The 24,767-nt window shown below is 25.1% G+C and carries 18 protein-coding genes; 12 read left to right on the forward strand and 6 right to left on the reverse strand.

Annotation, left to right across the window (positions count from 1 at the left end; genetic code table 11):
* Positions 1–190 precede the first annotated feature (190 nt).
* From rlmN to BQ2505_RS05370, 12 genes are all read left to right on the forward strand, one after another.
* The gene (rlmN, locus tag BQ2505_RS05315) at positions 191–1,267 is read left to right on the forward strand and encodes a dual-specificity RNA methyltransferase RlmN (RefSeq protein ID WP_074016738.1); all 1,077 of its coding nucleotides are present in this window, start codon (positions 191–193) and stop codon (positions 1,265–1,267) included.
* Between the two features lie 2 nt (positions 1,268–1,269).
* The gene (locus BQ2505_RS05320; RefSeq protein WP_074016739.1) at positions 1,270–3,420 is read left to right on the forward strand and encodes a transglycosylase domain-containing protein; all 2,151 of its coding nucleotides are present in this window, start codon (positions 1,270–1,272) and stop codon (positions 3,418–3,420) included.
* Position 3,421: 1 nt separating this feature from the next.
* Positions 3,422–6,259, forward strand: coding sequence for an ATP-dependent DNA helicase (locus BQ2505_RS05325; RefSeq protein ID WP_074016740.1), 2,838 nt, complete (start codon positions 3,422–3,424; stop codon positions 6,257–6,259).
* A complete protein-coding gene (locus BQ2505_RS05330; protein WP_074016741.1) occupies positions 6,259–7,491 on the forward strand; it encodes a metallophosphoesterase family protein in 1,233 nt (410 codons plus the stop codon). The genes BQ2505_RS05325 and BQ2505_RS05330 overlap by 1 nt, the downstream gene beginning before the upstream one ends.
* 2 nt (positions 7,492–7,493) lie before the next feature.
* Positions 7,494–10,274, forward strand: coding sequence for an AAA family ATPase (locus tag BQ2505_RS05335; RefSeq protein ID WP_074016742.1), 2,781 nt, complete (start codon positions 7,494–7,496; stop codon positions 10,272–10,274).
* An 8-nt stretch (positions 10,275–10,282) separates the two neighbouring features.
* A complete protein-coding gene (locus tag BQ2505_RS05340; protein WP_074016743.1) occupies positions 10,283–10,951 on the forward strand; it encodes an epoxyqueuosine reductase QueH in 669 nt (222 codons plus the stop codon).
* Positions 10,944–11,561 (forward strand): hypothetical protein, encoded by a 618-nt coding sequence (locus tag BQ2505_RS05345; protein WP_074016744.1) that lies wholly within the window; start codon positions 10,944–10,946, stop codon positions 11,559–11,561. The genes BQ2505_RS05340 and BQ2505_RS05345 overlap by 8 nt, the downstream gene beginning before the upstream one ends.
* A gap of 12 nt (positions 11,562–11,573) precedes the next feature.
* Entirely contained in the window at positions 11,574–12,170 is a 597-nt protein-coding gene (ruvA, locus tag BQ2505_RS05350; RefSeq protein WP_074016745.1) for a Holliday junction branch migration protein RuvA, read from the forward strand.
* A 3-nt stretch (positions 12,171–12,173) separates the two neighbouring features.
* A complete protein-coding gene (locus BQ2505_RS05355; RefSeq protein ID WP_074016746.1) occupies positions 12,174–12,674 on the forward strand; it encodes a thioredoxin family protein in 501 nt (166 codons plus the stop codon).
* Positions 12,675–12,852: 178 nt separating this feature from the next.
* On the forward strand, positions 12,853–14,088 hold the full coding sequence (locus BQ2505_RS05360) for an L-serine ammonia-lyase, iron-sulfur-dependent, subunit alpha (protein ID WP_074016747.1): 1,236 nt from the start codon (positions 12,853–12,855) through the stop codon (positions 14,086–14,088).
* 11 nt (positions 14,089–14,099) lie between these two features.
* Entirely contained in the window at positions 14,100–15,392 is a 1,293-nt protein-coding gene (locus BQ2505_RS05365) for a M18 family aminopeptidase (protein ID WP_074016748.1), read from the forward strand.
* A gap of 77 nt (positions 15,393–15,469) precedes the next feature.
* A complete protein-coding gene (locus BQ2505_RS05370) occupies positions 15,470–17,533 on the forward strand; it encodes a DUF4357 domain-containing protein (RefSeq protein WP_074016749.1) in 2,064 nt (687 codons plus the stop codon).
* 133 nt (positions 17,534–17,666) lie between these two features.
* Here BQ2505_RS05370 and BQ2505_RS05375 read toward each other — a convergent pair whose 3' ends face one another.
* The 6 genes from BQ2505_RS05375 to BQ2505_RS05400 are packed head-to-tail and all read right to left on the reverse strand — an operon-like array spanning position 17,667 to position 24,553.
* Positions 17,667–18,689 carry a threonine aldolase family protein gene (locus tag BQ2505_RS05375; RefSeq protein ID WP_074016750.1) on the reverse strand — a complete coding sequence of 341 codons (1,023 nt, stop codon included), beginning with the start codon at positions 18,687–18,689 and terminating at the stop codon, positions 17,667–17,669.
* 27 nt (positions 18,690–18,716) lie between these two features.
* Positions 18,717–19,685, reverse strand: coding sequence for a DHH family phosphoesterase (locus tag BQ2505_RS05380; protein ID WP_074016751.1), 969 nt, complete (start codon positions 19,683–19,685; stop codon positions 18,717–18,719).
* A gap of 9 nt (positions 19,686–19,694) precedes the next feature.
* Entirely contained in the window at positions 19,695–21,542 is a 1,848-nt protein-coding gene (gene hprK / locus BQ2505_RS05385) for an HPr(Ser) kinase/phosphatase (protein WP_074016752.1), read from the reverse strand.
* A gap of 36 nt (positions 21,543–21,578) precedes the next feature.
* The gene (locus BQ2505_RS08690) at positions 21,579–22,586 is read right to left on the reverse strand and encodes a hypothetical protein (protein WP_143403570.1); all 1,008 of its coding nucleotides are present in this window, start codon (positions 22,584–22,586) and stop codon (positions 21,579–21,581) included.
* Complete coding sequence (locus BQ2505_RS05395) at positions 22,579–23,814, reverse strand: bifunctional folylpolyglutamate synthase/dihydrofolate synthase (protein ID WP_074016753.1); 1,236 nt, start codon at positions 23,812–23,814, stop codon at positions 22,579–22,581. The genes BQ2505_RS08690 and BQ2505_RS05395 overlap by 8 nt, the downstream gene beginning before the upstream one ends.
* A 37-nt stretch (positions 23,815–23,851) precedes the next feature.
* On the reverse strand, positions 23,852–24,553 hold the full coding sequence (locus BQ2505_RS05400) for a 5'-methylthioadenosine/adenosylhomocysteine nucleosidase (RefSeq protein WP_074016754.1): 702 nt from the start codon (positions 24,551–24,553) through the stop codon (positions 23,852–23,854).
* Positions 24,554–24,767 lie beyond the last annotated feature (214 nt).

Below are 24,767 nucleotides of genomic sequence, written 5' to 3' on the forward strand. Positions count from 1 at the left end.
AAAAAAATCTATTCTATAAATTACTTTTTAATGTTAAAATATAATAGAAGTTTTTTGCTTAATAAAATTTATCTAAAAATATTTAACCATAAAAGGTGGAGGAAGTATTAAAAAAGGTAATTTAAAAATGGATAAAACATACACAAAAATCAATTAATATAAATTATAAGAAAAGGAATTGAGGAAAATAATGAATAAAGAAAAAATTAATATTTTAAATTTATCACAAGAGGAGTTAACAGATTTTTTAGTCTCTTTAGGCTTAAAGAAGTTTTATGGTAAAGAAGTTTTTATTTGGTTACATAAAAAAATAGTTAGAAACTTTGATGATATGACAAATATATCTTTAAAAGATAGAGAAATTTTAAAAGAGAATGCTTATATATCTCTATTTAATTTGTTAAAATATCAAGTTTCAAAAATAGATAAAACTGAGAAATTTTTATTTAGTTTAGAAGACGGAGGAACTATTGAAACAGTTCTTTTAAGACATAAAGATTCAAAAAACAAAGAAATTAGAAATACATTGTGTGTATCATCTCAAGTTGGCTGTCCTGTAAAATGTAGTTTTTGTGCTACAGGTCAAAGTGGCTATATGAGAAATTTAAATGTAAGTGAAATATTAAATCAAGTATATACAGTTGAAAGAAGACTTAAAAATAAAGGAGAAAATTTAAATAATTTAGTCTTTATGGGAATGGGAGAACCTTTATTAAATATAGATAATCTTTCAAAAGCTTTGAGCATAATATCAAATGAAAATGGAGTAAATATTTCAAAAAGAAAAATTACTATTTCCACATCTGGTGTAGTTCCAGGAATAGAGAAAATTTTACTAGAAAAAATACCAATAGAATTAGCAGTTTCACTACATAGTGCAATAAATGAAAAAAGAGATCAGATTATACCCATTAATAAAAACTTTCCATTAGAAGATTTGTCAGCAGTTTTAGTTGAGTATCAAAAACAAACTAAAAGAAGATTAACTTTTGAGTATATTTTGATTGATAATTTTAATATCTCTGAACTTGATGCCAATGCTTTAGCTGATTTTGCACATCAGTTTGATCATATTATAAATTTGATACCTTATAATGAAGTTGATGGTGTCGAGCATAAGAGACCTTCTGTGAAGAAAATAGAAAGATTTTATAATTACTTAAAAAATGTTAGAAAACTTAATGTCACTTTAAGGCAAGAAAAAGGTAGTGATATTGATGGAGCTTGTGGACAATTAAGACAAAGATCTAAAAAAGGGGAAAATTAAAAATGAAAAAAATTATTTTATTAGCAAAGATGGTAGGTGGTTTATGTTTAATATTTTTAGTTCTTATATTAGGAGTTTATATAAAATATAGATTAGAATTAAAAGATATTCAAAGTTTAGTTGAAGATTATAAACCATCGGTTGCTACAACAATTTATGATAAAAATAATAAAGTTGTTGATATTTTGGCAGCTGAAGATAGAGAAGTTGTAAAGTTAAGTGAAGTTTCTCCTTATTTAAAAGATGCTTTTATTTCAATAGAAGATAAACAATTTTATTCTCACCATGGTTTACATTTTAAGGGAATATTTAGAGCTATTGTGACAAATTTATTGAGTAGAAAAGCTAGTCAAGGTGGAAGTTCAATCACACAGCAATTAGCTAAAAATGCCTTTTTAACGTCTGAAAGAAAAATATCAAGAAAAATAAAAGAAGCTATACTTACTTATCAAATGGAAAGAACTTATACAAAAGATGAAATTTTAGAAAAATATTTGAATGAGATATATTTTGGATCTGGTTCTTATGGAGTAAAAAGTGCAGCTTATCAATTTTTTAGAAAAGATGTAAAAGACTTAAATATAGCTGAAGCAGCTTTATTAGCAGGAATTCCAAATAGACCAACAAAATATGATCCAACTAAAAATTTGGAAAATGCTTTAGAAAGACAACAAATAATATTAAAAGAAATGTATAATGACGGGAAAATAACAGAAGAAGAGTACGAGAAAGCAAAAAAACATAAATTTGAACTTGAAAATGAAGATAATATAAAAAATATTCCTAAAGATACAACTATTATTTATAATAAGATAAGTAAAAAAAGCTTAAATAATCCAGAATTAACAACAATAGTTGAAACATTTTTAGCAGATATTTATGATGAGGAAAAAATATATACTTCTGGATTAAAAATATATACAACAATAGATTTAGATTTTCAAAAAACAGCAAAAGAAACTTTTAATAGTTATGAATACTTTAAGAATAAAGATATAAATGGAGCTATGGTAACACTTGATCCATTTACAGGAGCAATTGTATCTATTGTTGGTGGAAAAGATTTTAAAGCTAAGAACTTTGACAGAGCCTTAATGGCTAGAAGACAAATGGGATCATCATTTAAGCCTTTTGTATATTTAGATGCACTTCAAAATGGATTTGAAGCATATTCAGTTGTAGTTAATGATTATGCGTCTTTTGGAAATTGGATACCAAAAAACGATGATGGAAAATATACTTATAACTCAACTTTAGTAAATTCATTAAATTTATCTTTGAATATACCAGCTATAAAGTTACTAAATAGTATAGGAGTTGAAAAATTTAAAGAAGACAGTAAAAATATAAAATTAAGTTCAGAAATAAAAGATTTAACTGCTGCGTTAGGTTCAGTTGATGCAACTCCTCTTGAAACAGCTACAAACTTTTCTATCTTCGTTAATGGTGGATATTTAGTTAAGCCAAATATAATTAGAGAAATAAGAGATAATCAAGATATACTAATTTATACAAATGAAATAGAGAAAACAAAAGTATATGAAAGTGTTGACACTAGTGCAGTAACAGCTATGTTAAAGAATGTTGTTAGTAATGGAACAGCTAGCAGAGCTAGAGTTTATGATAAACAAGGAAGACCAATAGAACAAGGTGGAAAAACAGGAACAACCAACCAAAATAGAACAGTTTGGTTTGTGGGAATAACTCCTGAATATGTAACAGTTTCATATATTGGTAGAGATGATAATAAGCCAATGTATGGAAAAATTACTGGTGGAAGTGCAGTAGCACCTATGTGGGCTAAGTACTATCAAACACTTATTAATAAAGGATACTATACTCCAGGAAAATTTGAATTTTTAGAAAATGCTATAGAAACTGGAGATCTAGTAAAACAAAATATTGATATTTATACTGGACTTTTAGATGGACCTAATAGTAAGGAAATTGTGGTAAGAAAAGGAAGATTACAAGTTGAAAGTTCAGAAAAGTATAGAAATGGTATAGCAAGTGTATTTGGAATAGAAGGTGGAATTGGAGTAGAAGAAAATATTGAGAATTCTGATGAAGTAGTTGATGGAGAAAATAATGAAAATGCTAATGGTGAGACATCAGAAGGAGATGGGCTAATTAATAGACTTTTTGGAGAGTAATATGCTTAATGAGAAACAATTAGAAGTGGTTAACTGTACTGAAGGACCTGTTGTTGTGATAGCAGGTCCTGGTACAGGGAAAACTAAAACCTTAATTGAAAGAGTTATAAATTTATTAGTAAATAAAAAAGTAGCTCCAGACAAAATAATGCTTACAACTTTTACAAATAAGGCTACAAAGGAATTAGAAATAAGAATAAATGAAAGATTAAAAGAATTAAATGAGGATATAGATATAAGTGGTATGTATTTAGGGACAATGCATTCTATATGGATTAGACTTATTCGGGAAAATATATTTTATTCTAATTTTTTTGATGCTTTTGAAGTTATGAGTGGTGACTATGAACAACATTTTTTTATTTACTCAAGATTAAAAGAATATAAAAAAATAGAAAATTATAAGGAATTCTTTTCTAATGTTTCAAAATATAAAGTCTGTGATACTAATTGGAAGAAAAGTAAATTTCTAAAAGAAAAAATAAATGCTTATAATGAAAATGCAATAGATATAAAATCAATAGAGACAACAGATAAATATATAATTTTTTTAAAAGAAGCGTATAAATTGTATGAAAAATTTCTTTTTGAAAATAATATTGTTGATTTTGCCTATCTTCAAATTGAATTTTTGAATATGATATCTAATAGTGAGGAATTTTTTAATATAATAAATAATAAGTTTGATTATATTATGGTAGATGAATATCAAGATAGCAATAGAGTACAAGAAAAAATATTATTAGCTATTTCTAAAAAGAAAAAAAATATATGTGTTGTTGGAGATGAAGATCAATCTATTTATAGATTCAGAGGAGCTAGTGCAAAAAATATTATAGATTTTAGAAATAAATTTTCTGAAGATGAGTGTAAATTAATAATACTTAATAAAAATTATAGATCTGTACAGTCAATAGTTGAATTTAATAATAGTTGGATAAAATCTTTTGGTGATTGGAAAGAGAATAGATTTGAAAAAAATATTATTTCTATGAAAGAAGAGTTAACTAATAATGTTTATAGTATTTTTGGAAAAAATATTTCTGAAAATGTCAAAAATACAGTTACATTTATAAAAAAATTAAAAGATGAAAGTATTGTTACTAACTATAATCAAATAGCTATATTATTTTCAGATTTTAGAGGAACTACACCTATAAAATTAAAAGAAGCCTTAGAAAAAGCTAATATAGATGTTTGCTTTTCAAGAGGAAAAAATTTCTTTGAAAATAAGGAAATAAAAGTAACTTTAGGACTTATATTAGGTATTTTTAAAGAATATTTTTATAAATCTAAAAATATAGAAATTTTAAAAGAAGAGAGAAATACAGAAAAAGAAGATAAAATAAAAAAAGAAGTTTTCAAAGAATATTTGTTTGAATGTCTAGATTTAGCAAAAGAAGAAGTAAAAAAAGATAGAGAATTGTATAATTATATAAAAAAAGTAATAGAAAATATGAAAGATTATAGTTGGGATTCTTTAAATGAATTATTTTATGAATTTTTTAAATTTTCATATTATCAAGAAATTTTAAAAAATGAAAATAATCTAAAAGAAAAAGCTAATCATAATCTCTCTATTTTAAGTAAATTATTTAAAAGTTTTCAAAAATATATTGATTATAAAAAGATATCATTTAATAAATTAGATGATAGCAATAATTTAGAAGAAAATTTCCCTTTTGTAAGATATTTTTTTGATATATATATAGATATCTTGAAAAATTCTAGAGTTGAAGAAATAGAGAGTGAAGAAGATATACCAAGTAATTGTATACCTTTTTTAAGTATACATCAATCTAAAGGTTTAGAGTTTCCAGTAGTAATTGTATTTAGTCTAGATAAATCTCCAAGAATACTTGATTATTCTAGCACAGAAAATTCTATTGATAGAATGCTTAATTCTAAAGAAGAAGTTTCTGAACAAGAAAAAGAATATCATGATTTTTATAGGAAATATTATGTTGCTTTTACTAGAGCTCAAAAATTATTAGTATTAAGCTCTTATGAAAAAGGGGTAGCAGAAGTTTTTAAAAATTCTTTTTATTCAAATCCTAGTGTAAATAGTATGAAGTATGATTTGAAAGAAATTAGATTAGATAATATTATTGAAAAAGAAGATAAAAGAATTTTTTCATATACAACAGATATAAGTATATATAAAAATTGTCCACAAAGATATTATTTTATAAGAGAAAAAAGTTATGCAACATATTTTAAGAAAGAATTTAATCTTGGAATTATAGCACATAAAGTTATAGAATATATTAATAAGTTACCATTATATGAAATTAATAAAATAGATGAAGAATTTATTGAAAAAATAGTTAAAAATGTATATAAATTTCAGAAAGAAAAAGTAGATGAAAATTTCAAAAGAATTGTAGAGCTTGTAAAAAAATATGTTGAAAATGAAAAAGAAAATTTTAAATATATAAAAGGCTCAGAAGTTTCTGAATATAGTGTGGAAAATAGCTATATACTTTATGGAGAGCTTGATTTAATTTTAGAAAAAGATGATTATATAGAAATAATAGATTTTAAGACAGGAAAATATAGAGAAAATAATATTTATAATGAAAATTATAAAGAACAATTATCATTGTATAAATATTTACTTCAAAAAAAATACAATAAAGAAATAAAAACAAGTCTATACTATTTAGAAGAAGATGAACCTAAAAAAGAAATATTAATAACGAATGAAGACTTTGAAAAAAATTATCAAAATGTAGATGAAATTGCTCAAAATATTTTGGCTAAGAAATTTGATAAAATTGTCTATAATGAAAATTTATGTGAAAGATGTGAATTTAAAAATTATTGTTGGGGGAAATGATGAAAATAGTACATTGCTCAGATCTGCATTTGGGGAAAAGAGATAGTGGAAAAGAAAAATATACTAAAAAAAGATACGAAGACTTTTTTATTGCTTTTGAAAATTTTATAACAGAGGTTGAAAAAATAAAGCCCGATGTCTGTATTATAGCTGGAGATATTTTTGATAAAAAAGAAATAAACTCAAATACTCTTTCAAGAACAGAAGTATTATTAAATAGATTAAAAGCTACTGTCAAAAAACAAATAATAGCAATAGAAGGAAATCATGATAACTCTAAAAATTTAGAAGAGTCTTGGTTAAAATATTTGGAAGAGCAAGGTATTTGGAAACTTTTTTATTATAATAAAGACTTTAAAGAAAATAATTGTTTAAAAATAGATGATGTAAATTTTTATCCGGTAGGCTATCCAGGATTTATGATAGATGAAGCATTAACAGAACTTTCAGAAAAATTAAATCCAAATGAAAAAAACATAGTGATTGTTCATACAGGTATTTCAGGAGGTACGAATACTTTGCCAGGTTTGGTATCGACATCAGTAATAGACTTATTTAAAGATAAGGCAATATATGTAGCTGGAGGACATATTCATTCGTATACAACTTATCCTAAAGAAAAACCATATTTTTTTGTGTCTGGTTCATTAGAATTTTCAAATGTAAAAAATGAAAGCTCAGATAAGAAAGGTTTTATTATTTTTGATACGGATAACAACAATCATGAATTTATTGAAGTGGAACACAGAAAAAGAATAAAAGTAAAATTTGATTATAATAATATAGATGAAATTGAAAATGAATTTGAAACTTTTATTAAAAATTTAAATTTAACAGGAGAAGAAATACTACTTATTTCTACTTATATAAAAAATGGAGAATACTTTAATAAAGAAAAATTAGAAGATATTGCTGAGAAAAATGGAATATTAAAAGTAGATATAGAATTAAAAAGTATAGTTTCTAAAGAAAATAATAAAACAAATGAAATGACAGAAAATATGTGTGTTTTTGATATGGAAAAAAATATAATAAATAATTGGGAAAATGAAAATCTAGGAGAATCAGACAAAGAAAGACTTATAGATAATTTTTCTAAACTAAAAGAATATGCTTTAAATGAGGAAGTTGATAAATTAGAAAAGAAAGGTAAATCAAAAAAAGAAAATGATTTAAACCCTTATTTAGAAGGATTTTTAGAATTATTTGATAAGGTATTGGAGGGAGAATAATAATGTTTATAAAAAAAGTACATCTTGAAAATTATCGTTCACACTCTAATACTACGGTAGAATTTTCTAAGGGTGTAAATCTTATTTTGGGAATGAATGGTAAAGGTAAAAGTTCTATACTTGAAGCTATTTCTATGACACTATTTAACTTAAATGATAGAACTGGAAAAGAAAACAGTGGTGGAAACTATATAAAATACGGAGAAAAAAAAGCCAGAGTTAATATAACTTTTGTTGCTAACGATGATAGGGAGTATGAGTTAAGAACTACTTTTTCTACAAGTAAGAATAAATCTAAAGAAGATATACAAAAATTAATAGATGAAGCAAACATAGAATATACTGAAAATATAAAAGAAAAATTAGAAGAACTTTGTGGAATAAAAAAAGATTTTAAAGAAATTTATGAAAACATAGTTATAGCAAAACAAAATGAATTTATAAATGTTTTTAAAAAGACTGGAACTGATAGAGAAAAAATTTTTAATAAAATTTTTAATACAGAAGTATACAATATAATGGTTGAAGGTGCTTTAAAAATAGCTGAAAATAAATATGAAAAATCTAGAGATAATGTTTCAAATGAAATAAAAAGTATATCAGATAATATGAAAGATAGACTTCAGTTAGAAGAAAATTTAAAAGTTGAGAAGGAAAAAAGCAACGAAATAAATTCTAAAAATAATAAATTAGAGAAAAAAAGTGAAGAGCTAGAAAAAGAAATAAAAGATTATGAGAATAAAAAAAATGAAATTGAAAAGTTAAGAACTGAGTTAACGTATAAACAAAACTCAATAAAAGAAAAAGAAAATATATTAGTTGAAATTAAAAAGGATAAAGAAATATCTGAAAATGCAAGAAAAAAGCTTTTTGAAAATGAAGCACAATATAATGAGTATATAGAAATAGAGAAAAAACAACAAATATTAAGAGAAAATGTAGCTAGATTAGAAAAAGAACAAAGTTTGAATAAAGATTATAGACACAATATAGAGACATTAGAAATAGATAATAAGAACTTAAATAATTCAATTATAGAATTAGAAGGAGATATTTCTAAAAATGAAAGCAAAAAAGATGAATTTAAAAATGTTATATTAGCCCTTGAACAAAGAGAAGAGGCATTAAAAGTTGAATTAGAAAATTACAGAGAAGCAAGTGAAAAATTAGAGGAATTAGAAAAAGAAAAAAATGAAAAATCTAATGAAAAATTAGTTGTAGAAACAAATTTAAAAAATTTTGAAAATAACAGAAACAAAAAATTAGAGTTATTTGAAAATATTAATATGAATGATATTTCAAAAAAATTATCTGAACTTGCTAAACTGGAAGATGAAATAAAGGTTTTGAGGAAAGAAGAAGCAACTCTTGAAACAGAAATCAGAACTTTAAATAAATCTATGAACGAATTGTCTTCTAATTTATGTCCTTATTTAAAAGAAAATTGTGAGAACTTAAAAGGTAAAAATTTTAAAGATTATTTTTTAAATCAAATTTCTGGAAAAGAAAATAATTTAAAGGGCTACCAAAATAAAATAGAGGACTTAGAAAAATCTTTATCAATAAAATATGAACTAGAAAGTAAAAAAATGGAGTATTCTACTTTGAAAAATGAGATAGAAAGCTTAAATTCAAATTTGGAAATGGAAAATCAAAAATTTAAAAATATAGAAGTTGAAATAGAGAATAGGGTACTAAGAACTCAAGCAATTTTAAAAGAAAAATCTATTGAAAGTTTTGAAATATTAAAAGCTAAAAAAATAGAACATGAAACTGAGTTAAAAAATTTGAACTTAGTTGAAAAAAGAAAAGAGCTAGAAAATTTGGAGATGGATTTATCTCAAAATTATTCAAAAATTTCAGAAAATAAAAGTAAAATAGCTGAAAATATAAAAAAAATTGAAGAAAATAAAGTAAAAATTATTTTAAATACTGATGAAAATCTTAGTGAAAAAAGAGCAGAGTTAGGTGTAATCGAAAGTAGAGCTAGTCTTTTAAAAAAGTCATATGAAGAATATTTAGAAAGTAAAAGTCAAGCTGAAAAACTAGAAACTTTAGAAGAAACGATTAAAAAAAATGAAGAAGAAATTGAAAAATTAAAAAAAGAAGAAGAAAATATAATTGTTTTGGGAAAGACCTTAAGAGAAAGTTTAGGAAAAATAGATATTGAGCAAATAAATTTAGAAAGTGAAAATATAAAAAAAGAATTAGGTGCTTTGAAAATAGAGATAGGGCAGAATAATGAAAAAATAAATGCTTATCAAAAGGATTTAGAAGATATAAAAAATAAGGAAGATAAAATAAAAGAATTAGAAAAAGAATTGAGAAAAGTTGAAACTAAATTCAATAAGACTAAAGCTATTAGAAATAATGTAAAGGAAATGGGAAGAGCTATTTCAAAGTATATGCTAGAAGAGATTAGTAATATTGCAAGTATAAATTTCAACAAAATAACCGGGAGAACAGAAAGAATAAAATGGTCTAATGAGGATAAAGATAAGTATTCTGTATATTTAGAAAGTCAAGATAGAGAAACATATTTTGATCAAATATCTGGAGGAGAACAAGTATCTGTTGCAATAGCAATTAGAGGAGCTATGACTAATTATTTCACAAATTCTAAATTTATGATTTTAGATGAGCCTACTAATAATTTAGATATTGAAAAGAGAAAATTACTTTCTGAATATATAGGAGAAATTTTAAAAGATTTAGATCAAACTATAGTTGTTACACATGATGATACATTTAGAGAAATGGCTGAAAGAATAATAGAATTGTAGAGGAAAAAATGAAAATTAATTATGATTTGAAAATGGAAGAGATATTAAAAGAAGTTTCTAAAAATGGGGAGAAAAAAAGATTGTTAATTCATTCTTGTTGTGGACCTTGTAGTTCATCTGTTTTAGAGTATTTGAAAGATTATTTTAAAATAGATATTTATTTTTATAATCCTAATATAACTATGGATTATGAATACTATGCTAGAATAGTCGAACAAAAAGAAATGATAGAGAAATTAAATTATGATATGAATGTTATAGAGGGAATTTATGATCCTAAAAGTGATTTTTTTTCTAAAATAAAGGGCTTAGAAAATGAACCAGAGGGAGGAGCAAGGTGCTATTCTTGTTATGATTTAAGAATAGGAGAAACAGCAAAAAAAGCAAAAGAGGAGGGTTATGATTTTTTCTCAACAGTGCTTAGTATAAGTCCTATGAAAAATGTAAACTATATTAATGAAATAGGAGAGAAGTATTCTAAAGAATATAATATAGATTTCTTGTTTGCAGATTTTAAAAAGAAAAATAGATATTTAAGATCAGTTCAAATTTCAAAAGAATTAGATATGTATAGACAAGAATATTGTGGTTGTATATTTTCAAAAGTTGAAAAAGAAAAAAGAGATAGAGAAAAAGCAGAAAAAGAAGCAAATGAGGGAGGTAAATCAAATGACTAGTTTTTCAGAGAAAACAGTAAGGATAGTATCTTTATTGTTTTTAGTAATTTTTGGGTATATGAGTTATAAAAATATTTATTACTCACCATTATTAATTTTAACAGTGATGATATATTTTTCAACAAAAGGGGTACAAATGTTTGAAGATAGAATATATCTTTCAACAAGAGCATTTTTTTGGTTATTATTTTCAGCACTATTATTTTTAAGAATTTATTTGAATGAAAGTTCAGCTATAGATATGAAAAACACAAAAATACTTGCAACTATGGGAATAATATCAGTTTGTATAGGGACTTGGATAGGAGACTTTTTTTCAAAATATGTATATATTAGATTAAAATTTTGTGTGAATAGATTTTTTTCTACTTCAAATAAAGGAAATTATGAAATAGTTAAAATGGAAGATTTACAACAAAATTATATAAAAAGTCTAGGTAAGAAAATGGGAATAATGTTTTATCATATTACTTTGAAAGTACATGGAGAAGAAAGAAAATTTTTATTAGAACAAGAATTATTTGAGAAATTAAAAGATAGAAAAGAAATAACTATAAACTTAAAAAAAGGTTGCCTAGGGATTTATTATGGGGTTGGAACAGAAATTTAAAGAGAGGAAATTATGTTTGAATATTTAAATGGAATAGTAGAATATAAAAAAACGGATTATGTGGCAATAGATATTAACGGAGTCGGTTATAAAGTATATATTTCACTTAGAGAGTATGAAAAGTTAGAGATTGGAAAACAATATAGATTATACATATATAATCATATAAAAGAGGATACAAATAAACTGATCGGATTTTTGGAAGAAAGAGAAAGAAAAATATTTGAGATGCTATTAGCTGTAAACGGGATAGGTATTTCTTTAGCATTAGCAGTTTTATCAAATTTTTCTTACGATAAAATTATTGAAATAATTTCAAATGAAGATTATAATAGTTTAAAAAGAGTCCCAAAACTTGGAGAAAAGAAAGCACAATTAATAATTTTAGAATTAAAAAATAAACTAAAAAATATAGAAATTATAAGTAGTTCACATGAAATAAAAGGTATTTCTATGGATATGCTTCAAGATTTAATTTCTGCTTTAGAAAGTTTAGGATACAATAAAAAAGAAATAGATAAAAATTTAGCAAAAATAGATTTAAAACAATACGCAAGTGTAGAGGAAGCAATAAAAGGAATTTTGAAAAATATAAGAATAGGAGAATAGAAAATGAAAGGTTTACAAGAAATTTATTTAAAAGGATTTAGCTTTGAAAAATATAAAAGTATAGCGAGTGAAGATGAATTAGAAAAGTTAGAAGAATTGTATAAAAATTCTTTTATATCAGAAAATTTAATAGAAAAAATAAAAAAAATTAAAGTGAAAACTCCAGTTTTAGCAAGTGTTGAAACTTGGTGCCCTTATGCTAGAATTTTTTTAACAACTATTAGAAAAATTAATGAAGTAAATGAAATATTTGATTTATCTTTAATAACTTATGGAAGAGGACTACACGACTTAGCAGGATACTTACATATAGAAGAAGATGATTTTGTTGTTCCAACAGCAGTATTTTTTGATAAAGAATTTAATAATTTAAGAGTTTTTAACGGATTTCCTGAAAAATATCATAAAGAAGATACTTTAGACACTATTGATGCAACTAGAAATTATCTAAAAGGTAAAAATATTGATGATATTGTTGAAGATGTTTTAAAAATTTTTGAATAAAAATTTTGAAAGTAATTTTTTATTCTATAGGAAAGTATAAATTTAAATATTAAAATTAGTCTCTTGACAGCCGTATGAGTTCTACGAGCTCAATGAACACAGGCTCTTCGAACTAATACGGACGTCAGAGACTTTGTTTACCTATAGCTCAGTTTATAGTAAAAGAAAGGAATAGGAAATGGATACACTTAAAGAATTATTTAAGATTGGAGCAGGACCTTCTAGCTCTCACACAATAGGTCCAGAAAGAGCAACAAAAAGAGTAAAAGAAAAATTTCCAAATGCAGATAGCTTTATTGTAGAGTTGTGGGGAAGTTTAGCAGCAACAGGAAAAGGACATTATACAGATAAAATAATAATAGAAACATTTAAACCGATTCCAGTAGAAATAATTTGGAAACCAGAATTTGTTCATGAATTACATACGAATGGAATGAAATTCATAGCTCTTGATAAAGATAAGCAAGAATTAGGAGAATGGATAGTATTTTCAGTTGGTGGTGGAACAATAAGAGATTATGATGAACTTATGGATAAGAATCCTAAAAAGGAAGTTTATCCCTTAAATACTATGAAAGAAATAACTAAATGGTGTAAAGATAATAACAAACAATTATGGCAGTATGTTGAAGAATATGAAGGGCCAAGTATATGGCAACATCTAAAGTACATTGATCAAGCTATGGACGATGCAGTTAGAAGAGGACTTGAAAAAGAAGGAGATGTACCTGGACCTTTTAAATATCCTAAGAGAGCTAAAGAAATGTATGAAAAATCTTTATCAAAAAGAGCAGCTTTAATTTTTACAAATAAAGTTTTTGCTTATGCATTAGCTGTTTCTGAAGAAAATGCAAGTATGGGACAAGTTGTAACTGCTCCTACTTGTGGAGCTTCTGGTGTTATTCCAGGACTTTTAAGAGGAATGAAAGAAGAATATGAATTGACAGAAAAACATATATTAAGAGGACTTGCAATAGCTGGATTGATAGGAAATTTAGTAAAATATAATGCAACTATTTCAGGAGCTGAAGGTGGATGTCAAGCAGAAGTTGGGACAGCTTGTTCTATGGCAGCAGCAATGGCAACATACTTTATGGGCGGAAATATAGACCAGATAGAGTATGCAGCTGAAAGTGCTATGGAACATCATTTAGGAATGACTTGTGACCCTGTAGGAGGCTATGTAATTATTCCTTGTATAGAAAGAAATGCCATCTGTGCCGTAAGAGCTTTAAATACAGCTATTTATTGTATGTCAACAGATGGAAATCACACTATAAGTTTCGATGAAGTTATTAAGACAATGAAAGAAACCGGAAAAGATATGTGTTCTGCTTACAAGGAAACTTCTGACGGAGGACTTGCAAAATATTACGATAGAATACTTGTGGATAATAATAGTGAGAGTAAATAAGGAGTATGAAAATGGATAAAGTAAAATTAGCAAAAAATTTAATGAATTTTATAGATGAAAGTCCTTGTAATTATTTTGCATGTATAAGTGCAAGAAAAATCCTTGAAGAAAAAGGATATACAGAGCTATTTGAAAGTGAAACTTGGAAGTTAAAAAAAGGAGGAAAATATTTTTTAACAATAAATGATAGTGCATTAGTAGCCTTTAAAATAGGAAATAAAAAAATATCTGAAACTGGATATAAAATAGATGCATCTCATACTGATAGTCCTGGATTTTTAATAAAGCCAAATCCTGAAATGAATAAAAAAGATTACATAGTTTTAAATACAGAAGTTTACGGTGGACCTATTATGAGCACTTGGTTTGATAGGCCTTTATCGTTTAGTGGAAGAGTTTTTGTTGAAGGTAAAACAGCTTTTGAACCTAAAAAATATTTTATAAAATACGATAAAGATTTATTTATAATTCCATCACTTTGTATTCATCAAAATAGATCTGTTAATGATGGAATGGCTATAAATGCTCAAAAAGATACACTTCCTTTAATAACAATATTAGATGATAAGCAAAAAGAATTTTCTTTTAAGAAAATTTTAGCTGACTACTTAAAAGTAGAAGAAGATAAAATTTTAAGTTATGATTTAAATTTATATTCAAGGGAAAAAGGAAGTTTTGTTGGATTAAATCAAGAGTTTATTTCAATAGGTAGATTAGATAATTTAGCCGCATTTCATGCTGGAATAATGGCTCTTGTTGATAGTAAAGATAAGAATAATACTTGTATAGTAGTAGGATATGACAATGAAGAAGTTGGTTCAAGTTCAGTTCAAGGAGCAGATAGCCCAGCATTAAAAAATATATTAGAAAGAATTTCTAATGCAATGGGATTGTCATTTGAAGAACATCAACAAGCAATTGTAAATTCTTTTGTTATATCAAATGATGCTGCTCATTCAATTCATCCAAATTATTTAGAAAAATCAGATCCAACAAATGAGCCAAAATTAAATCATGGACCAATAGTTAAAATGGCAGCTAATAAGTCATACATAACAGATGGATATTCTCATGCAGTTATAGAAAAAATAGCAAAAGAGGCAGGAGTTCCTATTCAAACTTTTGTAAATCGTTCTGATTTAAAAGGAGGAACAACAATAGGCCCTATTCAACAAGCCCATTTAAGAATACTAGGAATAGATATAGGAAGTCCATTACTTTCTATGCATTCTGTTAGAGAACTTGGTGGTGTAGACGACCATTTACATCTATATAAATTAGTTAGTAAGTTTTTTGAAATATAATACTAAATTGTTATAGAAACTCTATTTTTATAATATAATTATCGAAATAATAAAAAAATAAATAGGGAGGTAATATTTTGGAAGCAAAAACTCAAAAAATTGAAGTATTAATGAGTTCAACAAATACGATATTTTCTATTCCAGTTTATCAAAGAGATTATAATTGGGAAGAAAGACAGTGTAAAACTTTATTTAAGGATATTTTGAACATTGGAAAAGATATATCTAAATTTTCTCATTTTATTGGAAGTATAGTTTATATTAAAGATAATGTATATGTTACAGATGATAAAAAAGATTTAGAAATAATTGATGGGCAACAAAGAATAACAACTTTAACTTTATTATATATTGCACTTTATCATGTGCTAAAAAGTAAGGAAGAATATAAAATAAAAGCTGAACAAATATATGAACAATACTTAATAAACAAATATTCAGAGAAAACTATAAAATTAAAATTATTACCTCCAGAAGAAAACTTAATAATTGTAGATATGATATTAAGAGAAGATTTTAAGAATTTAACTGATTATGAAGAAAGTAATTTTTATAAAAATTATATGTTTTTTAAAAATGAATTTGATAAAGTAGATAAAGAAGAAATTAAAAATATGGTTGAATGTATAATAAATGGCTTTAATAAATTAATTTTTATTGAAATTAGTCTTGAAAAAGGAAAAGATGAACCACAAAAAATTTTTGAAAGTCTTAATTCAACTGGGTTAGCATTATCACAGGCAGATTTGATCAGAAATTATATTTTAATGGGGTTAGAAAGAAATATCCAAAATGAAGTATACAGAAATTATTGGCTATCTATTGAGAATAATTGTAAAGTAAAGAATATTCAGAATAAAAATATTGAAACTTATACTTCTGATTTTATTAGAGACTACTTAACATTTAAAACAGGTGAAATTCCCTCTAAAAATAGAGTTTTTGAAATATTTAAAAAATATTATATAAGAGAAAATAAAGAATTAGAAGAATTAAAAAATATAAAGAATGTTTCTTATATTTATAGTTTAATTTTAAATCCTAGTTTAGAAAAAAATAAGGAACTTAAAGAAGAATTAAAAAATTTACAATTATTAGGATACTCTGTTATAAATCCATTTTTAATAGGTCTTATCAAATTATTTAAAGAAGATCAAATTAAAGAAAATGAAATGTTAGAAATATTAAATTTGATCCAAAGTTATTTATGGAGAAGATATATAACAGGTATTCCAACAAATTCTTTAAATAGTATATTTCAAAATTTATACTTAAGAATTTTTGAAAGAAAAAATTTAGAAAATAGCCATATAGCTGAACTTGAAAAAATATTATTAGAGAAAGATTTCCCAACAGATGAGGAACTTAAAGAAGAATTGAAAATTAAAAATATTTATAAAGAAAAAGAAAGATTAAAATATATATTCAAAAAGATAGAAAATTATAATCATAAAGAACTTATAGATTTTGATAATGAGAATATTACCATTGAACATATTTTTCCACAAAAACCAACAGATGACTGGGAAAGAGATTTAGGAAATCAAATAGAGCATATGATAACCTTTAAAGATACTATTTCTAATCTAACTTTAACAGGAAGTAATCCAAATTTAAGTAATAAAACTTTTAAAGAAAAAAGAGATTTTTCAAACCATGGATATAAAGATAGTAAATTATATGTAAATAAATATTTAGCTGATTTAGAAAAATGGGATATTACAGAAATGGAAAAAAGATTTGAAATTCTTTTCAGTGATATATTAAAAATCTGGAAAAGACCCGAAGTAAAAAATAAAACTTCAGAAAATTTAATATTTTTTTTAAGTGGGAATATAACTTCAGGTAGTGGTAGATTACTTGAAGATGGTAAAAAATTTGAGCTATTCAAAGATTCTGAACTAATGTTAGAAGAAAAAATAGCTATTGGTATATTAAATGAAAGTTTAAAAGTTTTAGAAAAACTTAAAGAAAAAAAATTAATAGAAAAATTAGAAAATAAGTATATATTGAAAGAGAATTATATTTGTAACTCGCCTAGTGGAGCTTTAAAATTAGTTTTAGGTTACTCTGGAAATGGTTGGAGTAGTTGGAAAACTTATGATGGAAAAATTTTAGATGAGCTTAGAAAAGAAAAATAAGACTATGAAATAATTATTAGTTTCTTTACAAATAAAAAAGGTATTTATTACTATTATTGGTTAATAGAATATAGATACCTTTTTTTAATAATCTCTAAACTTGTAGAACTCATATGGCTATCAAGAGATTTTTTTATAAGTTTTTAATAATTTCTATAAATTTATCAACATCTTCTTCTTTTGTAGCCCAAGAGGTAACAAATCTAGAACTTACATCATTACCTATTCCAAAAAATTCTACAGAAAAAATAACTTGTTTTTCTAATTCTCTTATTTGATCTTTGCTTAAATTAACAAAAATTTGATTGGTATAGGAATCAGTAGCTAATTCTATGCCATTTTCAATAAAAGCTTTTTTAATTTTCATAGCCATTTGATTAGCATGAACACCTATTCTGTAATATAGGTCATCTTTAAATAAAGTTAAAAATTGAACTCCAAGTAGTCGACCTTTTGCAAGTAAACCTCCCTTTTGTTTTATTGAAAAAAGAAAATCCTTTTTTAACTCCTCTTTAACAATGACAACAGCTTCACCAAATAATAAGCCATTTTTTGTGCCACCAATATAAAAAATATCACAATATTTAGGATAATCTTCAAGATTAAGATCAGATTTTTCAGAAGCTAAAGCTGAGGCAAGTCTTGCTCCATCTAAAAATAAATATAAATCATTTTCTTTACATACTTCACTTATATTTTCTATTTCTTCCTTTGAATAAACAGTTCCAATTTCAGTGGTATTTGAAATATAAACCATTTTTGGCTTAACCATATGATGATCTTCATGTTTTTTTAATTCATTTAAAATTAGATCAGCAGTCAATTTTCCATCAATACCATTAACTTCAATAATTTTATGTCCGGTAGCTTCAATAGCTCCAGTTTCATGTATAGAAATATGCCCAGTTTTACAAGCAATAACAGCTTCATAAGGTTTTAAGATATGAGAAATTACTGTTGTATTAGTTTGAGTTCCCCCCACTAAAAAATAAATATCTGCATTTTGATAATTTATGTTTTCACGAATTAAAATTTTCGCTTCTTCACAGTATTTATCTTCGCCATATCCAATAGTTTGTTCAAAATTTGTTTTATTGAGAGCTTCCAGAACTTCAGGACAAGCTCCTTCACTATAATCATTTTTGAAATTTAGCATTTTTATCCCTCTCATATTTTTATTATTTTAATTAATTGATTCTTTTAATTTTTCTTTTATAATTTCTAATATTTCTTCAGAACTTTTATTTGAACTAAAGCCAGCTGCTTTTATATGACCTCCACCATTGAAAATATTAGCAATTTTATTCACATCAATGTTATGTTTACTTCTCATACTACCTTTAATTTTCCCATCGTTTTCTTCTCTTAAAAATAACGAAACAGAAGCTTCTTGATATGATAAAATTTTCTCAACTATACCTTCAGTATCTTCTTTACGAGCATTATATTTATTCATAGTTTTTTTATCTAAGTAATAATAACTTAATTTTATATCATCAAAAAATTCAAAGTTTGTTAAAGCTTCTCCCATTAGCTTTAATGTTTGAAATGAATTAGCATTTAAAAAATTAGTTACTATATAATTATTATTAACCCCTAATTTTATTAAATTTGTAGCTATTTGCATAGTTTCAAAACTTACATTACTATGAGAAAAATTTCCTGTATCATTAACTAGACCAAGGTATATTGCTTCTCCTGCTTCTTTAGAAAGGGTATAAGCACACTCTTCAATGAAATTATAAATAATTTCTGAAGTAGATGAGCAAGTTGGTATAACACAGTTTATATCTCCATATGATGGATTGCTAATATGATGATCTATATTGATATATTTTTTAGCTTTTATTTTTTCAGAAACTTTTCCAGTTCTTTCTTTATTTGCAGAGTCTAAAAAGATTAATAAATCGGTATTGTAAATTTCATTTTCATTCAATATTTCTATTTGATCAGAACCATATAAAAATTTTGTTGTATATGGGATTGGATCTTGTAAAATAAATCTAATATTTTTATTAGGATATTTATTTTTTAGAGTTAAAAATAAAGCAAGACCAGAGCCAATAGCATCTCCATCAGGATTAATATGAGCAGTTAAAATAATATTCTCATTTTTTTTAATTTCTTTTTTGATTTCCAAAAATTGTTCCATACAATCTCCTTATTTTTGCCCCAATAAACTAGACATATAGTCCATAACCATAACTTCAACCATTGCGGCAGCATTTCTACCAGAAGAAACTTCTAATTTTCTTTTCTTTATTGATTTTCCTAAAATATCTTCACATAGGTGAGTAGATGGAGCAGACATATATGCAGTGTTATCAATAGCTTGCATTTCTATAATCATATCAAGTCTTTTAGAAATTCTTACAGCACTAAGACCATATAATGTTTTTATATCAATTATCCCAAGTCCTCTAATTTCCATATAAAATGGTAGTGTAGCAGGTTTACCTATTATATCTCCTTGAGTATCCCGAGAAAATTTTACCATATCATCTGCAATAAGACGATGACCTCTATGTATAAGTTCAAGAGCAGTTTCACTTTTTCCTATTCCACTTTTTCCAGTTAACAAAACCCCAAAACCGAATAGTTCAACAAAAACTCCATGAACACTTATGCTTTCAGAAAAATATGAATCCAAAAAGTTGTTAAAATTTGCAATTATTTGAGATGCTTTTTTATATGGAGCAACAGCTAATATATGTCCACTTTCTTTAACTAAATCATAAAAATATTTAGGTGGATTAGCATCTTCTGTTAATACAATTAAAGGAATATCATATGTTAAAAATTTCTTTAAATTAATAATTCTTTCATCTTCAGGTAAACTCTCTAAAAATCTAAATTCAATTTTTGAAAAGATTTGAATACCTATATTTTTAACTTCCTCAATTAAATCAAAGAAACCAATTAGAGAAAGAGAAGGTCTATACACATTAGATGAACTAATAAAAGTATTTTCAATTTTATTAATTCCATTTTTAACTTCTAAGTCAAATTCATTTATCAACTTTCTTACTGGTAATCTATTAGTATCCATATTTTTATCTCTCTCTTTCTTTTTTTTATCAATAATTTCTTGAGATTTTGTTAAGAATTCTAAAGGAGTATTAAGTCCCATTCTTCTAAGTCTAAAAGTAAGAGCAGCTGTCTCTATAATAACAGCTAAATTTCTTCCTTTTCTAACAGGAATAACATATTTTTGTATTTTTTCTCCAACAAAATTTTCATATTCAACATCAAGACCAAGTCTATCGTAGAATTTTTTTTCATTCCATTCTTCTAGCTCAATGAGTATATTTATTTTCTTTTCTTTTCTTGTAGATTTTACACCGAAGTGATCAGTAACATCTATTTCTCCACCTTTGATATCTTCTAAGTAAAAATGCCCAATTTCTTCTCTTTTTTTGGCATTATAACCAACCAAATCATTTTCTCCAACACGACGAATGATAATATTTTTATCAGTTATCATTCTGTGTCCTCTTTCAATAAGTTCGATCATAACACCTTTTCTAGCATCGGGATATCCAGAAATTAAAACTCCGACTCCATGGATTTCCATTAAAGAAAAATCATCATATTCTTCTTCTATTGAGAGTGCTTTTGAAAGAAAAAATTTCAATTTTCTTATTGTAACAGAAGCTTTTTCATTACTTATTAGCATGTTTTTATTATACTTTTGAGCATAATAAAAAAATTCTTCTGAAACTATTGCATCTTTAGAAAAAATTAAAGCTGGAAAAGTTAAAGACATATATTGTGATAAAATCTCATCTTTTTTTTCTTTTGAAAAAGTTGCAATAAATCTTGATTCTTTTAAACTACAAACATTTATATATTTATTTAATTCATCACTTTCTTTATCAATAAAACCAACCAATTCATAGCCTATTTGATAAAGATTAGGAATTTCAATTTTTAAATCTAAATTACCTTCATTTAAAATCTCTAAATTTAAAGCCTTTACAATCTCTCTAATAGTTGTATAAGTTTGCATATCTCCTCCTACTATACAAAAGAAATATTAAAGTTATTATAGATTATATGTTCCCTCAATCTCTTTAATTTCATTATTTAACTTTCTTTTTATCTCAGTATCATTTAAATGTTGAATAGTTTCAGTTTTTATTTTAATACTTTTTTCTTCAACATTTTCTTTTATACTATTAGTTTCTTTTTTTATTGGTTTTACAATATTATTTTTTACTTCTTCTTTCTTTTTAGGAATATTTATAACTTCATCTTTAACATTTTCTTTTTTTATAGTTTCTTTTTTAATCGCATCTTTTGTAACTTTTGTTCTTTCATCAACAGCTTTTCTTATAGCCTGTTTAGACTCTTCTAAGCTTTTTTTAGAAATTTCACTTATTTTTTTAGTAGGTTTATTTTCTGCTTTCTCAATTTCTTTATTAGGAGTTTTTTCTACTTTTTTCTCATCTAAAGTTGCTTTTGAGTTATTTTCTATTTTTTTCTTTTCTTCTTTTTCTTTTATTTTTTCTATTTTTTCAAGATTAATTTTATTGTTTTCTGCTTTCACTTCAGTCGAAGGAGTTTCTGTAAAAGAAGTTTTATTATTTTCAATCTTTTTATTTAAATTCTCATTTGTATTAGTACTATCAATATATGGAGTATTAATTTCTTCTTTTCCAGTTGTAACATCAGCTGTATCATTAGGAGCATTTTCTTTTTGAGCAACTAATTCAGCTTCTGCCTGAGCTTCTTCTTCAGCTTTTTCAGCAACTTTTTTTGTAAAAATAGTTTCTTGAACTTCTTTTTTTTCTCCATTAAAAAAATCTTTTTGCCTTTGCTCAATAGAATTATCAATAATAGTATTATTCTCAGAAACAACTTTATTATTTTCTTTGCTTATATTTGAAAATTTTTGATACATAATTCTTACAAAAAATAAAAAAGCAATAAGAGAGATAAAATTTATAAGTTTCAAAAAAATTTTAAATTTACTAACTTTCTTTTTTTTCTTTTTTTTCTTTTTAACAGCTTTTTTTTCAATATTTTCTTTTTTTTCTATTTCTTTACTCATTTAAACCTTCTTTTAATTTTATTAATATATAAAATGAACCACAACATATAGTTAATTTTCTTTTTGAAGATATAGCCATAGAATATGCTTTTATTGGATCTTCTTCGAAAGTAAAATCTCTCTTATTTTCAACAAATTCATACAGTTCTTTAGCTGTAGATGCTCTAGGATTATCTGGGATAGATGTTAAAATTATATTAGATGAAATATCATTTAATTTTTTAAACATTGTAGTTCTATCTTTATCTTTTAAGATTGATACAAGTATACTAACATCATCTTTTTTAAAATGTTGTTTAACTATTTTACAAAGTTCATCAACACCAGCAGCATTATGAGCACCATCAAAAATTACTAAAGGCTCCTTTGAAAAAACTTCAAATCTACATTGCCAAATAACTTTTGATACGGCTTTTTTAATAATTTCTTCAGAAATTTTTAAATATTTAGCGACTTCATAGGCACATAAAAAATTGGTAAATTGGTAGTCTCCAAATAAAGAGTATTCATACTTATTATCCCCTATAGTAATATTTGTTAAAAAATTAGAAAAATCTAAATTATAATAAGCATCTTTATATTTTTCAAGTACATTTACAGATGAGTTAGTTTCTGCATCAATAGCTTTTTTAACATCTGGATTAGAATCAGCATAGATTGTATAAGGACAATTTTTTATTATACCAGCCTTTTCTCTAGCTATTTTATAAATGGTATCTCCTAAGTATTCAGTATGCTCTAAGCTAACATTAGTTATAACTGAAACAATATTATCACATATGTTAGTTGCATCGTATCTTCCACCCATACCAGCTTCTAAAATTACATAGTCAGCTTTTACATCTTTAAAATATTCAAACATCATAGCAGTAGTAACTTCAAAAAAAGTTGCAGGAATATTATATTTATTTATAATTGTTTTAACTTTTTCATAGTATTTAGCAATATCAGAGTTACTAATATATTCGTTGTTGAAAGCTATTCTTTCATTAAAATGTAGTATATGTGGTGAAGTATATTTTCCAACCTTAAATCCAGCTTCTAATAATATTGTTTCTACTGTTGTAGAAGTAGAACCTTTACCATTTGTCCCAGTTATATGAATAACCTTATAGGAATTTTGTGGATTTCCTAAATGTTTGCAAATTTCTTTTATATTGTCAAGACCAAGTCTTATACTAAACATAGAATAAGAGTACAATTCTTCAAGTAAAGCATCGATATTCATTTTGACCTCCAATACGAATTAAGTATATATTTTAAATTTATTTCAAAATAGATAAAATACCCTCAACTATTAATTTAGAATTTTTAGCTGCAATTTTTACAAACTCATCAAATGAAAGCCCAGCTTCATTATCGGCTTTATCGGAAATAGATCTGATAATAATAAAAGGAACATTCATAATTTCACAAACATGAGCAACAGCAGCTCCTTCCATTTCTACACATTCTGCATTAAAAATTTCTCTAAGTTTATTTACTTTTTCAGTGGAAGCAACAAATTCATCTCTACTAATTATTCTTCCAGTATGTATTTTGTTTTTACCAAAAAGTTTTATTGCAACTGATTCTGCTAATGTAAATAGATAAGGATCAGCTTTGAAAATAGAATTTTTCATACCAGGAATATCTCCCAACTTATAATTTCCACCTGCAGTAACATCCATATCAGATTCTATTAAATCAGTTCCAATAACAATATCTGTAACAGAAATATCATTATTAACAGCTCCAGCAACTCCTGTAAAAATTATTTTATCTATATTAAAATTTGAGATTAAAAGTGTTGTTGCAATAGCAGCATTTACTTTCCCAATTCCACTTTGAACAAGAACAACATCTTTTGAATGAAGTTTCCCTTCAAAAAAAGTTAAATTTTTAATTCCAACTTCTTTAATCTCAGTCATAGCTTCTTTTAATTCAATTATTTCTTCGTGCATTGCACCAATTATTCCAATTCTCATAAAAATCCTCCGTCATTTTTTATAATAAATATTATAGCATATTATGGACAAATTTTAGAAAATATATTATTATTATTGTTGTATTATGATAAATAAAGTCTTCTGACAGCCGTATGAGTTCTCCGAGCTCAATAAACACAGGCTCTTCGAACTAATACGGACGTCAGAGACTAAATTTTGCTATTTAATTTTATACTCTTCTACAGAATAAAAA

The sequence above is a fragment of the Fusobacterium massiliense genome, assembly GCF_900095705.1.
In the GTDB taxonomy this organism is placed as follows: Bacteria; Fusobacteriota; Fusobacteriia; order Fusobacteriales; family Fusobacteriaceae; genus Fusobacterium; species Fusobacterium massiliense.